The organism is Celeribacter sp. (assembly GCF_048259695.1).
In the GTDB taxonomy this organism is placed as follows: domain Bacteria; phylum Pseudomonadota; class Alphaproteobacteria; order Rhodobacterales; family Rhodobacteraceae; genus Celeribacter.
The window spans coordinates 267,861-281,874 of record NZ_JBLXHL010000003.1 but is presented as its reverse complement, the minus strand read 5'-3'; the positions used below and the strand labels follow the sequence as shown (position 1 = coordinate 281,874).

The 14,014-nt window shown below is 61.5% G+C and carries 16 protein-coding genes; 5 read left to right on the top strand and 11 right to left on the bottom strand.

Features of this window, described 5'->3' with window-relative positions:
* Window positions 1-106 precede the first annotated feature (106 nt).
* Genes ACN0Q0_RS07210 through ACN0Q0_RS07200 form a run of 3 tightly spaced genes read left to right on the top strand, consistent with a single transcriptional unit; the run spans window position 107 to window position 2,207 of the window.
* Window positions 107-760, top strand: coding sequence for an alpha/beta hydrolase (locus ACN0Q0_RS07210; RefSeq protein WP_417242707.1), 654 nt, complete (start codon window positions 107-109; stop codon window positions 758-760).
* Window positions 761-772: 12 nt separating this feature from the next.
* Window positions 773-1,042 (top strand): hypothetical protein, encoded by a 270-nt coding sequence (locus tag ACN0Q0_RS07205; RefSeq protein WP_417242706.1) that lies wholly within the window; start codon window positions 773-775, stop codon window positions 1,040-1,042.
* On the top strand, window positions 1,032-2,207 hold the full coding sequence (locus ACN0Q0_RS07200; protein ID WP_417242705.1) for an HD domain-containing protein: 1,176 nt from the start codon (window positions 1,032-1,034) through the stop codon (window positions 2,205-2,207). Before ACN0Q0_RS07205 ends, ACN0Q0_RS07200 begins: the two co-directional genes overlap by 11 nt.
* Here ACN0Q0_RS07200 and ACN0Q0_RS07195 read toward each other — a convergent pair whose 3' ends face one another.
* From ACN0Q0_RS07195 to ACN0Q0_RS07180, 4 genes are all read right to left on the bottom strand, one after another.
* Window positions 2,208-2,630, bottom strand: coding sequence for a PaaI family thioesterase (locus tag ACN0Q0_RS07195; protein WP_417242704.1), 423 nt, complete (start codon window positions 2,628-2,630; stop codon window positions 2,208-2,210). It abuts the gene before it with no gap.
* 4 nt (window positions 2,631-2,634) lie between these two features.
* A complete protein-coding gene (locus ACN0Q0_RS07190; RefSeq protein WP_417242703.1) occupies window positions 2,635-4,116 on the bottom strand; it encodes a carboxypeptidase M32 in 1,482 nt (493 codons plus the stop codon).
* Between the two features lies 1 nt (window position 4,117).
* Window positions 4,118-5,263 (bottom strand): heme A synthase, encoded by a 1,146-nt coding sequence (gene ctaA / locus ACN0Q0_RS07185; protein ID WP_417242702.1) that lies wholly within the window; start codon window positions 5,261-5,263, stop codon window positions 4,118-4,120.
* A gap of 121 nt (window positions 5,264-5,384) precedes the next feature.
* Window positions 5,385-6,155, bottom strand: a complete 771-nt coding sequence (locus tag ACN0Q0_RS07180; protein WP_417242701.1) for an RNA methyltransferase — start codon at window positions 6,153-6,155, stop codon at window positions 5,385-5,387.
* A gap of 128 nt (window positions 6,156-6,283) precedes the next feature.
* On the opposite strand from ACN0Q0_RS07180, the gene ACN0Q0_RS07175 reads away from it, so the two are divergent.
* Entirely contained in the window at window positions 6,284-6,931 is a 648-nt protein-coding gene (locus tag ACN0Q0_RS07175; protein ID WP_417242700.1) for a thiamine phosphate synthase, read from the top strand.
* Between the two features lie 6 nt (window positions 6,932-6,937).
* Here the strand turns inward: ACN0Q0_RS07175 and ACN0Q0_RS07170 are convergent, their stop codons facing one another.
* From ACN0Q0_RS07170 to ACN0Q0_RS07160, 3 genes are all read right to left on the bottom strand, one after another.
* Window positions 6,938-7,783: a lysophospholipid acyltransferase family protein gene (locus ACN0Q0_RS07170; protein ID WP_417242699.1), complete on the bottom strand. Its 846-nt coding sequence runs from the start codon at window positions 7,781-7,783 to the stop codon at window positions 6,938-6,940.
* The gene (locus ACN0Q0_RS07165; protein WP_417242698.1) at window positions 7,780-8,559 is read right to left on the bottom strand and encodes a GNAT family N-acetyltransferase; all 780 of its coding nucleotides are present in this window, start codon (window positions 8,557-8,559) and stop codon (window positions 7,780-7,782) included. Before ACN0Q0_RS07165 ends, ACN0Q0_RS07170 begins: the two co-directional genes overlap by 4 nt.
* A gap of 169 nt (window positions 8,560-8,728) precedes the next feature.
* Entirely contained in the window at window positions 8,729-8,911 is a 183-nt protein-coding gene (locus tag ACN0Q0_RS07160; RefSeq protein ID WP_417242697.1) for a DUF3553 domain-containing protein, read from the bottom strand.
* A 40-nt stretch (window positions 8,912-8,951) separates the two neighbouring features.
* On the opposite strand from ACN0Q0_RS07160, the gene ACN0Q0_RS07155 reads away from it, so the two are divergent.
* Complete coding sequence (locus ACN0Q0_RS07155) at window positions 8,952-9,551, top strand: histidine phosphotransferase family protein (protein WP_417242696.1); 600 nt, start codon at window positions 8,952-8,954, stop codon at window positions 9,549-9,551.
* 90 nt (window positions 9,552-9,641) lie between these two features.
* Here ACN0Q0_RS07155 and ACN0Q0_RS07150 read toward each other — a convergent pair whose 3' ends face one another.
* The 4 genes from ACN0Q0_RS07150 to ACN0Q0_RS07135 all read right to left on the bottom strand — a co-directional run bounded on the left by ACN0Q0_RS07150 (window position 9,642) and on the right by ACN0Q0_RS07135 (window position 13,868).
* On the bottom strand, window positions 9,642-10,907 hold the full coding sequence (locus ACN0Q0_RS07150; protein ID WP_417242695.1) for a glutamate-5-semialdehyde dehydrogenase: 1,266 nt from the start codon (window positions 10,905-10,907) through the stop codon (window positions 9,642-9,644).
* Entirely contained in the window at window positions 10,904-12,019 is a 1,116-nt protein-coding gene (proB, locus tag ACN0Q0_RS07145; protein ID WP_417242694.1) for a glutamate 5-kinase, read from the bottom strand. Before proB ends, ACN0Q0_RS07150 begins: the two co-directional genes overlap by 4 nt.
* Window positions 12,007-13,059: a GTPase ObgE gene (gene obgE / locus ACN0Q0_RS07140; protein ID WP_417242693.1), complete on the bottom strand. Its 1,053-nt coding sequence runs from the start codon at window positions 13,057-13,059 to the stop codon at window positions 12,007-12,009. Before obgE ends, proB begins: the two co-directional genes overlap by 13 nt.
* A gap of 236 nt (window positions 13,060-13,295) precedes the next feature.
* A complete protein-coding gene (locus tag ACN0Q0_RS07135) occupies window positions 13,296-13,868 on the bottom strand; it encodes a GNAT family N-acetyltransferase (protein WP_417242692.1) in 573 nt (190 codons plus the stop codon).
* Between the last annotated feature and the right edge of the window lie 146 nt (window positions 13,869-14,014).

Genomic DNA, 14,014 nt, shown 5'->3' with positions numbered 1-14,014 from the left:
GCGGTTCATCAGCAGACACGAGTGCAAAAGCATATGCCGATACGGCACGTCCCCCCGCATACCACATGCGCCGCACACGGGACGATATGAGGAGACAGGGACCGACATGCCCGAAGTGATTTTTCCCGGCCCAGAAGGCCGCCTGGAAGGCCGTTACCACCCGCAGCGCGAAAAAGATGCGCCGATTGCGATCATTCTTCATCCGCACCCGCAATTTGGCGGCACGATGAACAACCGCGTGGTCTACAACCTGCATTACACGTTCCACAAAATGGGATTTACCGTCTTGCGGTTCAATTTCCGTGGCGTTGGCCGCTCGCAGGGCGAATATGACCAAGGGATCGGTGAGCTGTCCGATGCGGCCTCCGCGCTCGATTACCTGCAATCGCTCAACCCCAATGCCAAACATTGTTGGGTTGCGGGCTTTTCGTTCGGCGCGTGGATCGGCATGCAATTGCTGATGCGCCGCCCCGAAATCTCCGGCTTTATCTCCGTGTCGCCACCCGCGAACATGTATGATTTCTCGTTTCTGGCGCCCTGCCCGTCGAGCGGTCTGATCATCAACGGCACCGCCGACCGCGTGGCCCCGCCCAAGGACACCCATACGCTTGTGGGCAAGTTGCACGAGCAAAAGGGCATCACCATCACCCACACGGAGATCGAGGGGGCCGGCCACTTCTTTGAAGATCCGCACATGGAAGACATGATCGGCCATGTCGACGGCTACGTGCGCCGCCGCCTGACCGAAAACACCCGCTAAGGAGCGACACCGATGGGCATCACCGAAGACCTCGCAGACGCACTCGCGAAAGACACCATTGCCGTCTTGGGTCATTTCGACGACGAGGAAATCATTCAGGACGTCGCACGGGTGATCGGCGCGGGGTCTGTGACCACGCAGGAGGCGTATTTGACCGCCGCCCGCGTGCGCCTGTCGGAAAAACGTGGCCGCGACTATCTCATCCGACGGGTTGAGGAGGCCAAACTGGGCAAAGCGGCCTCCGCACCGCCGCCCTCTCCCGAGGATGACATTGAATACTGACACGCCCCCCACCCGCCTCGAGCAACAGTTCGCGTTTCTGATGGAGGCGGACGACCTCAAATCGGTGCTGCGCGCCAATCAGATCATGGACCGGTCGCGGTTCGAAAACTCCGCCGAACACAGTTGGCACGCCTGTCTGGCCGCGCTGATATTTGCGCCTCTGGCCACGGATGATATCGATCTGGATCGCGTTCTTGCGATGTTGGTCCTGCACGATCTGGTGGAGATCGACGCGGGCGACCACCCTATTCACATCTCCCATGATCCCGCCTCCGTGGCCGCTCTTGAGGCCGCCGCCGCCGATCGCCTGTATGGCCTGTTGCCCGCCGGACAAGGCGCGGCGTTTCGCGCCATTTGGGAAGAATTCGAGGCGATGCAGACGCCCGCGGCACGCTATGCCAAGGCCATCGACTTTCTCGCCCCCGCGCTGCAATGCATCGGCGCACCTGTGCAGCTGGACGAGGAACGCGGCATCGTCGAGCGCAACCTGCGCGAAGGCCGCGCCACCAAGACCAAAGCCATCCTGCCCGATCTTTACGCCTTTACCAAAGCCGCGTTCGAGGGCACGCCGACCGATCCGGTGATGCAGGCGCGGTTTGACTATTGGTGCGAGGCGGATCGCCTCAAATCGGTGCTGCGGGCCACGCCGATACGGGACGGATCACGCCCCGAAAACTCGGGGGAGCATTCATGGCACGTCATGCTTTACGCCCTGACCTTGGTCGATCATGCGCACACCGAAATTGATCCGGGCCGCGCCATCCGGATGATGCTCTTGCACGACATTGTCGAGGTGGACGCCGGCGACACCCCCATTCACGGCGCCATTACCCCCGAGGCCCACCCCGCCCAGGAAGCCGCCGAGATCAAAGCCGCCGACCGCCTGTTCGGCCTGTTGCCCGCGGGCGAAGGGGCGGCACTGCGGGGGCTTTGGGAAGAGTTCGAAGCGGCACAGACCCCGACCGCGCTCTACGCCAAAAGCATAGACCGCGCCCAACCCGTGCTGCACAATCTGGCCAGTGATGGCGGATCATGGCGCACATATGATGTGACATTGGAACAGCTCGAGGAGCGGGTCGGCACCAAAGTGGCGCGGGGCGCCCCTGCCCTTTGGCCCTACATCAGGGCGCGGGTCACACCGTGGTTCGAGGCCAATCGGGGCTGATCACCGTTTGGGCGGAATGGCGTAGGTCAGCGAGGCTTGGGCCAACACATCGTCGCTGCCTGCGTTCTTGATCGCCACCTGACCAACGGCGAGCGATTTTCCCAGTTTCAGGACAGTCGCCTCGCCATAAAGCGCCTGACCCGCTGCAGGTTTGCGCATGAAATCAATGTGGGCATTGGTGGTGACGGCCAGAGCCACAGGACCGATCCGCGACAGAATAGCCAGATACAGCGCCACATCAGCCAACATGAACATCGACGGCCCCGACACCGTCCCACCGGGGCGCAGGTGCGCCTGCGTGGGCATAAGCTTGAGCGTGAGACGGTCCTCACGCACCTCATGCACACTCAACACATCCGCAACCTGTGCGAATTCTTGCGCCACAAATGTCTCAAGTGCGGCTTTATCCATCTGCAACGCCATCGGATTACAGCCCGTAGATCGCGCCGAACTTCTCTTCGAGATAGTCCAGCAGCGGGGCCTCGGAGGGCGCAAAGCCACAGGCGTGTTCAATGGTCTCACGTGGGTCGCGCAAGCCGCCGAACTGTTGCAGGTTCTGACCGAGCCATGCGGTCGCGGCCCCCGTGTTGCCCTGCGCCAGTTGCGCATCCAGATCCGGCACCGCCCCGCGCAACGCGTGGTGCAAACAGCCCGCGTAAACATTGCCGAGCGAATAGGTCGGGAAGTAGCCGAACAGGCCGACGGGCCAGTGGACGTCTTGCAAACAGCCGTTTGAAACCTTGTCGACCTTGACGCCGAAATCGGCCTCGAACCGCGCATCCCATGCCGCGGGAAGATCGGCCACATCGAGATCGCCACCGATGATCCGGCGCTCCAGATCGAACCGCAACAAGACGTGCAAATTGTACTGCACCTCGTCGCTCTCCGTGCGAATGTACCCTTGGGTGACGCGGTTCACAGCGGCGAAAAAGCCCGCCTCGCTGTCGATCCCGAAATCGCCGAACACATCGCGCATCCGCCCGTAGAGGTAGGAGGTGAAGGCCTGAGACCGGCCCAACTGGTTCTCGTAAATCCGCGACTGGCTTTCGTGGACACCCATCGACACACCGGCGCCAAGCGGCGTCAAAAGGTAGTCGTCGGAAATATTTTGCTCGTAACAGGCGTGGCCCACCTCGTGGATGGTGGAATACAGACAGTTGAACGGATCCGTAGCGGAGGTGCGGGTGGTGATGCGCACATCATGGCCCGAACCGCTTGAAAACGGGTGGACCGCCTTGTCAAGGCGACCGAAGTTGAAATCATAGCCAAAGGATTTGGCGATCTCGGTGGACAGCGCCAGTTGCGCCGCCTCGTCAAAGGTGCCGCTGACGCCCTTGGGTTGATCCGCGCCCATGATCCGGTCGCGCAAGGCCACCAGACGCGGACGCAGCGCGCCGAACATCGCATCCAGGTCCGCCCCCGACGAGCCGGGTTCGTAATCCTGATGCAGCGCGTCCCACAGGCCAAGCTCCGTGCCCTGTTGCAAGGCCGCAGCCTCTTCGCGGCGCAGGCGCACCACATGTTCAAAGGTCGGGGCAAAGGCGGCGAAATCCTCCGCCGCGCGGGCCTCGGCCCAGACCCCTTGCGCCATCGACGTCACACGGGCCAGTTCAGAGGCCAGTCGCGCAGGCACTTTGGTGTTGCGCGCATAGGAGCGCGAGATGTGGCGCAGGTTGGCCTGTCCCACGGCATCCAGGTCGCGCACGTCAATCGCGGCGATCCACTCGCCGATGCGCGGGTCGACACGCCGCGCGTGCAACACTCCCTCAAGGGCGGCGAATTCCTCGCCACGCTGCGCAACCGCGCCACGCGGCATCATGGTTTCCTGATCCCATCCAAGGCGCCCCGCGATTTGGCCCAGGGCCTGTGTTTCGCGGTCAAACGCCATCAAATCACTGTATGCGGACATGTTACAGGCCCTCCCGGACGGATTGTTGTGTCGGATAGCGGCTCATGAACCGCGCCCGCAAGATGAGAACAAACAGGGCCACCGCGCCCACCTGATGCGCAAGGCCAAGCGCCAGTGGCGCACCGTAGATCACGGTGATGATGCCCAAAACGACCTGCGCGACCAACGCCACGCCCATCATATTGAACGCCGCCACAGTGGCGCGATGCGCGGATTTGCGCCCCTTGAGCCATGTCACGATGCCGAATGCAAACAGCAGATACCCCGCCATGCGGTGAATGAACTGCACCGTCGCAGGGTTTTCAAAGAAGTTGCGCCAGACCGGTGTCAATTCGAACGGATCCGGCGGCAGGATCTGCCCGCCCATCAGCGGCCAATCGGTATAGCCCCGCCCCGCATCAATGCCCGCCACCAAGGCCCCGAGCAGGATTTGCAGAAAGGCAAAGTGCAGCATCCCCGTGGACATGCTGAACAGTTTGGCATCTCCCGCGCGGCGGGCGTGCAGCATCTGCGCCTCGGTGCGGCCCAACTGGAACACGAACCACGCAATAAACCCGAGGATGACAAAGGCCAACCCGAGGTGCGTGGCCAGGCGGTAGGAGGCCACATCGACCATCTCCCCCTCAAGGCCCGACGAGACCATCCACCACCCGATTGCGCCCTGAAGCCCGCCCAAGGCACCGATCAGGAACAGGCGCGGATACCATCCGGTCGGCACCTTTCGCGCCACGGCAAAGCCGAGGAAGCCAAGCGCCCACACCAGACCAATGGTGCGGCCCAACTGACGGTGGCCCCATTCCCACCAATAGATCTGTTTGAACTCGGACAGGGACATGCCCGCGTTTTGCATCGTGTATTCGGGGATATCTTTGTATTTGGCAAATTCGTCGGCCCATGCGGCCTCTGACATCGGCGGCATCGCCCCTGTGACGGGTTTCCATTCGGTGATGGACAGACCACTGTCGGTGAGGCGCGTCAAACCGCCCACGGCGATCATCGCCATCACCATCGCAAACAGCACGAACAACCAAATGCGGATCGCGCCGCGTGCGCCCTGCCCGCGTTTGTCGATCAACCCGCCGCGCGGGGGCGCCGTTGGTCTTTCAGTGGTGGTGACATCCTCGAAGATCGAGCGTTTTTGCGCCATGGTGCGGCCCCTCATATTGTCTTGTCGTGAACCTAGGCAGCGGCACGGCCAAGGGCAACACCTCACGGGCGTTTTGAGGGGGCGACAGGCGTAGAAAAAGTGTCACAGACCGGCGCGGACCCTAACCGCGCTCTTTCCACCGCTTCATCTGGCGCATCATGCCGTGGAACACCTGCACATCGGCACGGGTCAACGGCATACGGCTCCACATATTGCGCAGCACCGCCTTCATCGAGGCAGCTTTGTCGTCAGGGTAAAACAGACCCGCGGCCTCAAGCGTTTCCTCGTAGTGGTCGGCAAGCTTTTGCACCTCGACCAGACCCGCCCATTCGGTACTGGCCATGATGACCGTTTCGGGGATCACCTCGGTGGTCTGGCGTTGCCACTCATAGGCATTGAGCAACACGGCCTGCGCCAGATTGAGCGAGGGAAATTCGGGGTTCACGGGGATGGAGATCAATGCATTGGCCTGAATCACATCGTCGTTTTCCAGACCTGCCCGTTCGGGGCCGAACAGCACGCCGACCTTGCCACCTTGGGCGCGAATGGCGCGGGCATGTTCCATCGCCCGCTCGGGGCTCATCACCGGCTTGGTGATATCGCGCATCCGCGCCGTCGTGGCAAATACGTAGTCGCAATCGGCAATCGCATCCTGCACGCTGTCGAAATGCCCCGCCTCGTCCAACAGCCGCCCCGCGCCCGAGGCCATCGCCACGGCGCTTTCGCTCGGCCATCCGTCACGCGGCGCCACGACCCGCATCCGGTCGAGGCCGAAATTCCACATCGCACGGGCCGCGCCACCGATATTTTCCCCCATCTGCGGCCGCACAAGAATGAACGCAGGGGTCGGCCCGAGCGGTTTAGGGGTGGGTGTGGCAACAGGGTCGGACATGGAAGCGGGCTCTCGTAGCTGCGTTTGCGGTTGAGGCGTGATAGGGCGATGCGCCCGCGCTTGCAAGCCTTCCCGCCGCCGCATAAAGGCGCTATAGCAATGCAAAATGCCCCAAGAGGATGACCCACATGTCCGATCACCCCGCCGCTGATGCCTCTGTTGATCCCGAGCGCCCACAGCTTTATCTCGTGACCCCCGCCATCTTTGAGGTGGACACCTTCCCCGCGCAACTGGGGGCCGTGCTTGACGCGCATGATGTCGCCTGTGTGCGCCTGTCGCTTGCCACCAAGGACGAAGACGCCCTGGGCCGTGCGGCCGATGCCTGCCGCGAAGTGTGCCATGCCCGCGATGTGGCCATCGTGATCGACACCCATGTCGCCTTGGCCGAGCGCCACGGCCTTGACGGGGTGCATCTGACCGATGGCGCCCGCACGATCCGCAAAGTGCGCAAGACCATGGGCGATGACGCCATCATCGGCACCTATTGCGGGGCCTCGCGCCATGACGGCATGACCGCCGCCGAAATCGGTGCCGACTACATCGCCTTTGGCCCCGTGGGGGACACCGATCTGGGCGACGGCACCAAAGCGGACAAAGAGCTGTTTGCGTGGTGGTCGGCGATGATCGAAGTGCCCGTGGTGGCCGAGGGCGCCCTCACCGTGCAGATCGTCCGCGACCTGACCGCCGTCACCGATTTCTTTGCCATTGGGGATGAAATCTGGGCCACAGACGATCCGGTTGCCGCCCTTGGCACCCTGATTGCGGCGATGTCGTAACCGCCGCTACGCGTCCAGATAGGCCGTTGGAATATCGGGCAGGCCGCCACGCACGGCCTGTTCACACCGCCGCGCCATCTCTTTGCGGTCGGCCACATCGGCCACGGCAATCGGGGCGTGAAAGGTGACGCGCACATGGCCCTGTCGCGGCGCTTTGAGCACTTTGACCAAAGACGGGCCGAAATCCATATCGCCCCACCATCCATAAAACCGCGGCTCTTCGCCATCGGGCGCGACATAGGTGGCGGTGACGGGTTGGATATAGACCTCATCGCGCAGCTCGGGCGTAAAGAACGCAGCAAACAAGGTCGGCTTGAACGGCAACACCCGCAGGCTATCGCTTGACGTGCCTTCGGGGAAAAACAGCAACTTGTGGCCCATATGCAGCCGCTCTTCGAACATCTGCTTTTGCACGGCGGCCTCCTTGCGGTCACGGTTGATGAACACCGTGCCTGTGGCCTTTGCCATCGACCCGATGCCCGGCCAACCGGCCACCTCGGCCTTGGACACGAAAAAGATCCGCTGCACCGCATTGAGCACGAAAATATCGAGCCATGTGGAATGGTTGGCCACCACAGCCCCGTGATGGCGCATGGGGCGTCCGACCACCTCCAACCGCAGCCCCATCAGGCGCAGAGCGGTGCGCGAGACAAACCGCGGAAACACCGATGACCACGGACGGCGCGCGCCCTTGAACACGCGTTCCACCGCGCGGGTCGCAAACATCAGCACCATGCACAGGGCAATCAGGATCAGGATCGGCAAGCCGCGCCGCACCATCCGCCATGTTCCGCCTTTGGCGGGGGTCACGTCCGAGGGCGGGATCCTGCTTTCCCAGACCGGATCGCTCATAGGCCATGCCCTTTGATATACATGTTCTTCTGGCGCTGCGGGATCTGGGTGGTGTCGAGGATCAGACAGACATCGACGGTGTTGAACGCACGGTCGATAAAGGCCCCCTCGCCCACCGTGCCACCCGTGCGCAGATAGGCCTTGATCAGCGGCGGAATCGCCCGCATGGCGCGGGGGCGGTCGATCACATCCTCGGCGATCAGATCCATGCGTTGGTAGTGATCCTCGACCGCACGCACACGCAGGGCCTCGGGCGCGAGGTGACGGTGGTGCAACAGCGACAAAGGTTCGGCCAGTTTGGCAATATCGGTGCCATGAAACGAAGCAACCCCGAACAACACGTCATAGCCGCCCTCGAACACAAACTTGGCCAGCCCCGCCCACATATGAAACAGCGCCGTGCCGCCACGGTACTCGGGGGCCACACAGGAACGCCCCAGTTCGAGCAACCGCTTTCCCGACGCCTTGAGCACCGACAGGTCATATTCCCCCTCGGTGTAAAAACTTCCCAACGTTGCGGCGGTTTCCCCCGTCAACAGCCGGTACACCGCCACGCATTGCTCCAACGGATCATCCGAGCGCGAGTGGTCCAGAAGCATCAGGTGCTCATAGTGCGGATCATATTCGTCGCGCTCCAATTGCAGCGCGTGATCCACCATATCCCCATCCGAGCCCAGCTCCTCCACAAAGACGCGGTAGCGCAGCCGTTGGGCCGCCCGCAAATCCGCGTCGCTCGTGGCAAAGCGCAATTCGAACTGCGGCTGCGGGTCACTCATGGGTCTATTTTTCCGTTAAATGGGTGGACGGGTCTTACGGGCTTCGCCGCACCATTGCAACAAAATGGTAGGTTCTCGGGCCTTTTACTCACCTTGGGGTTGAATTTCATCAAAACTTACAACACCATAGGTGTAGACGCCCGACAACCACAGGCTCAACACACAAACGTCAGTCATACACGGGGAGAAGCGCAACGCGGGAACTGTCGATCACAACTTTTCCTTGCTGCAAAAACATAACAGTTAATTTACCATTTATGTTGGATTGTACCTGTCCAGTCCCCCACTCCATTTGTGTCGGGTGACGGACCAATTGGCCAGGCTCAAGCATCGCGTTCAAATCGTCTTTCATCCGTCTCTAAACTCCATTCGTGCCGTAAAAGGACCCCAAAATGCCCCAAGAGCACGCAACATTGATTGCCGCCCTGCTTGGCTCTCGAATTTGCCACGACCTGATTAGCCCGATCGGTGCCATTTCAAATGGCGTCGAATTGCTTGGCCTGTCCGGACAAACCGATAGCTCAGAACTTAGCCTTATCTCCGATAGCGTGGCGAATGCCAACGCACGGGTGAAATTATTCCGCATCGCCTTTGGTCAGGCCTCCCCCGGCCAGATGACAGGCGCCGCCGAAATGCGCTCGATCTGCAAGGCTCTGGCAACCAACCGCCTGAGCTATGATTGGGGCGTTGAGGGCGACCAGTCGCGCGAAGAGGTCAAACTCGCCTGCCTGATGATGATGTGCATCGAGACCGCCATGCCACGCGGTGGCGTGATCCAGGTGGGCCACCACGACGGCCAGTGGACCGTTCTGGCCCGCGCCGAACGCCTTGAACCCGATCCCACCTTGTGGGCGCGTTTGGGCGCCATCACCGAGGTGGAAACGCTCAAACCGTCACAGGTCCAATTCGTCCTCGCCCCGCTTCAGGCCGATCTGATCCGCCGCCGGATCAAGCATGGCGAACAAGACGGCGTGCTTGTGCTACAGGCCTGAGCCCTTAGCGATAACGACAAAACGCGGCGCCCATCACAGCGCCCGCGTTTTGTGTTGCCCGCCACCCCGAGATCAGATGCGGCGGCGCGATTACCCGCGTGTCGCCCCGTCCGAGGTCACGAGATATTTGAACGATGTGAGTTGCTCGGCCCCGACAGGGCCACGCGCATGCATCTTGCCCGTGGCAATCCCGATCTCCGCGCCCATGCCGAACTCGCCACCATCCGCGAATTGCGTGGACGAGTTGTGCATGACGATGGCACTGTCGATCCGTTCGAAAAACCGTGTAACGACATCCGCCGTCTCGGTGATGACGCAGTCGGTGTGGCTTGACGAATGGGCATGGATATGAGCGATAGCGCCATCCACATCCGCCACCACTTTGGCCGCAATGATGCTGTCGAGATACTCGCATCCCCAATCGGCCTCCGTGGCCGCGACCACGCCCGCGATGCCCTGAAGCGCCGCATCGCCGCGCACCTCGACACCCTTGTCAATCAGCGCCCCGATCACAGCCGCGCCAAGGCCCTGTGCGATGTCCTGATGGATCAGAAGGCATTCCGCCGCGCCACAGATCCCCGTACGCCGCGTCTTGGCGTTCACAACAATGTCGAGCGCCTTTTGCGGGTCGGCATCCTTGTCGATGTAGATATGCACAATGCCCTCAAGGTGGGCAAAAACCGGCACCCGCGCCTCGCGCTGTACCAACCCGACAAGCCCCTTGCCACCACGCGGCACGATCACGTCCACATAGTCGGTCATTGTCAACAGTTCCTTGACCGCCGCGCGATCACGGGTTGGCACGCGCTGGATGGCATCCATCGGCAGGCCCGCATCCTTTAGCCCCTGTTGCAGACATTCGTGGATCACGCCCGAACTGTGAAAGCTCTCGGAGCCGCCGCGCAGGATCACCGCATTGCCCGCCTTGAGACAGAGCGCGCCCGCATCCGCCGTCACGTTGGGACGGCTCTCATAGATCACACCAATGACGCCAAGCGGTGTGCGCACGCGTTTGATATGCAACCCGTTGGGACGATCCCACGCGGCGATTACCTCGCCCACGGGATCTTTTTGCTCTGCGATGGTGCGCAGCGCATCCATAATGGCGCGAATACGATCCTCGTCGAGCATCAACCGGTCCATCATCGCATCCGTCAGACCCTTGTCTCGCCCGAACGCGAGATCCTTGGCGTTGGCGGCAATAATGTCTGCGCGCCGCGCCCACAGCGCATCCGCCGCTGAAATCAACGCCGCATGTTTGCGCTCGGCACTGGCATAGGACAGTTCGGCCGCCGCAGCTTTGGCACGTTTGCCGATCTCGGTCATCATGTCGGATATGTTCATCTCGTCGCTCATAGCACCATATCATCCCTGTGGATCAACGCGGCACGGCCCGTATAGCCGAGGATCGCCTCGATATCTGTTGTCTGTGCGCCCTTGATCGCCGCGGCCTCCTCAGAGGTGTAGCGCGTCAGGCCGATGCCGATGCGCTTGCCACTTGGCCCCATGATCAACACCGGATCACCGCGCCCGAACTGGCCCACGACCCGTTCAACCCCCGCGGGCAGTAACGATTTTCCGCGCCCCAAGGCCGTCACGGCCCCTGCGTCGACGACAAACTCGCCCTTGGGTTTCATCGCCCCGATCCAGTTTTTGCGGGCATGGACGGGGTCGCCCACAGGCACGAATACGGTCGAGCGCCCGCCATCGATCAATGCCTTGAGCGGGCGCATAACCGCGCCTTGGGCGATGGACATGGCACAGCCGCCTGCGATGGCGGTTTTGGCAGCCATGACTTTGGTCTTCATCCCGCCTCTGGACAGGCCCGAAACGGGATCGCCCGCCATCGCCTCGATCGCGGGGGTAATCGCATCGACGCGGGGAATATGCGTGGCCGTGGCGTCCATTGCAGGGTTGGCCGTATACAGCCCGTCAATGTCGGAAAGCAGCACCAGATGGTCCGCGCCGATCATCACCGCGATTTGCGCCGCCAACCGGTCGTTGTCGCCATAGCGGATCTCATCCGTGGCGACCGTATCATTCTCGTTCACAATCGGCACAGCGCCAAGCGTCAAAAGCGCATCCAATGTGGCACGGGCGTTGAGATAACGGCGGCGGTCGGCGGTGTCCTCAAGGGTCAACAGGATTTGCGCCGTGGTGATCCGGCGCGGTTCAAGCACCTCCTGATAGGCACGCGCAAGCCGGATCTGACCCGCCGCAGCCGCCGCTTGTGAGTGCTCCAACGGCAAGGCCCCTGCGGGCAAATGCAACACGCCGCGCCCCAAGGCGATGGAGCCGGACGAGACGATCACAACCCGCGCACCGCCCGCCCGCAGCATCGCCACGTCCTCGGCCAACCCGTCAAGCCATGCCGACCGCAACGTGCCGTTCTCGACCAGAAGCGCCGAGCCGATTTTGACGACAATGGTTCTGGCGTCAGCGACAGATACAGCGGTTAGGGCTTCCACGTCTCTTCTTCCTCACCATCGGTCCCCGATTCGAGCTTTTTGAGGCGCAAACGGTCCATCGAGATTTCGGCCTTGAGCGCACGCAACACGGTGTCCACCCCCGTCTTCGACACGCCCGACATGGTGTAGACGCGCCCGCCACTGGCCTCTTGCAAGGCGGCAGTTTTCTCTTCGATCTCTTCGTCGAGCAAACTGTCACATTTGTTGAGAACGGTGATACGGGGCTTGTCGCCAAGCACGTCATTGTAATTGGAGATTTCGTCAATAATCGTCTGGTAATCGGCCACAACGTCCTCGGAGGTCCCGTCAACAAGGTGCAACAACACCGCACAGCGCTCGACGTGGCCCAGGAACAGATCACCAAGGCCCCGCCCCTCGGACGCGCCCTCGATCAGACCTGGAATGTCCGCCACCACAAATTCGGCGCCATCAATTCCCACAACGCCGAGGTTGGGGTGCAGCGTGGTGAACGGATAGTCCGCAATCTTTGGCCGCGCGTTGGAGGTGGCCGCAAGGAATGTCGATTTGCCCGCATTGGGCAGACCCAAAAGACCCGCATCCGCAATCAGTTTCAGGCGCAGCCAGATGGTGCGCTCCAGCCCCTCAAGACCCGGATTGGCCGAGCGCGGTGCTTGGTTGGTGGAACTTTTGAAGTGCGAGTTGCCCCACCCGCCATTGCCACCCTTGGCAAAGACAACGACCTGTCCCACTTCCGTCATATCGAGCAAAACAGTCTCTTGGTCCTCGTCGAGGATTTCGGTGCCGGCAGGGACCCGCAGCAAAATGTCTTGCCCGTCTTTGCCCGTGCGGTTGTTGCCCATGCCCGACTGGCCGTTTTGCGCGAAAAAGTGTTGCTGATAGCGAAAATCAATCAGGGTGTTGAGACCTTCAACCGCCTCGATAATCACCGAACCGCCCTTGCCGCCGTCACCGCCGTTGGGGCCGCCGTATTCGATGTATTTCTCCCGCCGGAACGACACACAGCCGTTCCCGCCCGAACCTGAGCGGATGTATACCTTGGCGAGATCGAGGAATTTCATGTCTTTTGTCCTTATCTACCCCGAAACGGGGCGTTTGGCGCAGGATTACCCGCTGTGGGCGGCAAACTCAATGCAGGTTGTGTGCGTTGCGGTATCAAAGCACGTGATGTCGCGCCCGACCGGATGTCAAAGCGCCCCGAACGCGCAACAACCGCTGCGCCGAAACGACGACGAGCGCCCGTGTGTCACGTGCGCCCGCCCGAATTTTCGTACTCACTCACACGACGATCACGCGATTACGCGGTCTTACACAAATACGTCCATGTTTTCACGGTCGCCTCACGTGAGACGCAAAACGCCTCCGCATCGCCCAGATATTGGAACCCTGCAAAGGTCACAACACGGGCCGAGGCCTGATTGTCCTGAAAGATGGATGCAAAAATCGTCTTTGATTCGAGCGGGTTGGCGTCCACAATTGCCTTAACGGCCGTACGGGCCAGACCCGTCCCCCAAAACGACGGCGCCACCCAGAAACTGACCTCGCACTGCTCGCGGTCGAGCGGTTTGAGGGAAATCACACCGAGCACCTCGGACAGGCCTTGTGTGGCGCCATCCAGAATCCACGTCTGTTTGGTGCGCGCAGGGTCGCTCGCACGCTTGATAAAGGCCTCGGTCGCACCGGGCGGCAACGGATGCGGGATCGACCGCGTCGCATTGGCCACACGTTTGTCACCGGCATAGAGGGCCAAAAGCCCCTGATCGGAGAGCCGTGGCGGGCGCAGTGTAAAGCGCTCCGTCTCGATCACCGCCTGCGTCTCCGGAACGAATGAGACCGTCTGTTCGGGCAAGTTTGTCATAATCACTGTCATGTCCTTTCCTCCTCGAAAGGGACCTACGCAATCCGTCCCGCCTCCTCGCGGGATGGATCAACACCTTATACTGTCACGCAAAACAACGCTTTGATCAAAGAACGGACAAGAGGGTTAATGCCCGATTGTCACGTTATGATCCGCTG

Excerpts from the sequence above, each read along its gene's own strand:
- ACN0Q0_RS07175 (WP_417242700.1), top strand. The coding sequence starts at position 6,284 with ATGTCCGATCACCCCGCCGCTGATGCCTCTGTTGATCCCGAGCGCCCA.
- ctaA (WP_417242702.1), bottom strand. The coding sequence starts at position 5,263 with ATGGCGCAAAAACGCTCGATCTTCGAGGATGTCACCACCACTGAAAGA.
- ACN0Q0_RS07195 (WP_417242704.1), bottom strand. The coding sequence starts at position 2,630 with ATGGCGTTGCAGATGGATAAAGCCGCACTTGAGACATTTGTGGCGCAA.
- obgE (WP_417242693.1), bottom strand. The coding sequence starts at position 13,059 with ATGAAATTCCTCGATCTCGCCAAGGTATACATCCGCTCAGGTTCGGGC.
- ACN0Q0_RS07165 (WP_417242698.1), bottom strand. The coding sequence starts at position 8,559 with ATGAGTGACCCGCAGCCGCAGTTCGAATTGCGCTTTGCCACGAGCGAC.
- ACN0Q0_RS07180 (WP_417242701.1), bottom strand. The coding sequence starts at position 6,155 with ATGTCCGACCCTGTTGCCACACCCACCCCTAAACCGCTCGGGCCGACC.
- ACN0Q0_RS07150 (WP_417242695.1), bottom strand. The coding sequence starts at position 10,907 with ATGAGCGACGAGATGAACATATCCGACATGATGACCGAGATCGGCAAA.
- ACN0Q0_RS07155 (WP_417242696.1), top strand. The coding sequence starts at position 8,952 with ATGCCCCAAGAGCACGCAACATTGATTGCCGCCCTGCTTGGCTCTCGA.
- ACN0Q0_RS07205 (WP_417242706.1), top strand. The coding sequence starts at position 773 with ATGGGCATCACCGAAGACCTCGCAGACGCACTCGCGAAAGACACCATT.
- ACN0Q0_RS07135 (WP_417242692.1), bottom strand. The coding sequence starts at position 13,868 with ATGACAGTGATTATGACAAACTTGCCCGAACAGACGGTCTCATTCGTT.
- ACN0Q0_RS07210 (WP_417242707.1), top strand. The coding sequence starts at position 107 with ATGCCCGAAGTGATTTTTCCCGGCCCAGAAGGCCGCCTGGAAGGCCGT.
- ACN0Q0_RS07190 (WP_417242703.1), bottom strand. The coding sequence starts at position 4,116 with ATGTCCGCATACAGTGATTTGATGGCGTTTGACCGCGAAACACAGGCC.
- ACN0Q0_RS07170 (WP_417242699.1), bottom strand. The coding sequence starts at position 7,783 with ATGAGCGATCCGGTCTGGGAAAGCAGGATCCCGCCCTCGGACGTGACC.
- ACN0Q0_RS07160 (WP_417242697.1), bottom strand. The coding sequence starts at position 8,911 with ATGAAAGACGATTTGAACGCGATGCTTGAGCCTGGCCAATTGGTCCGT.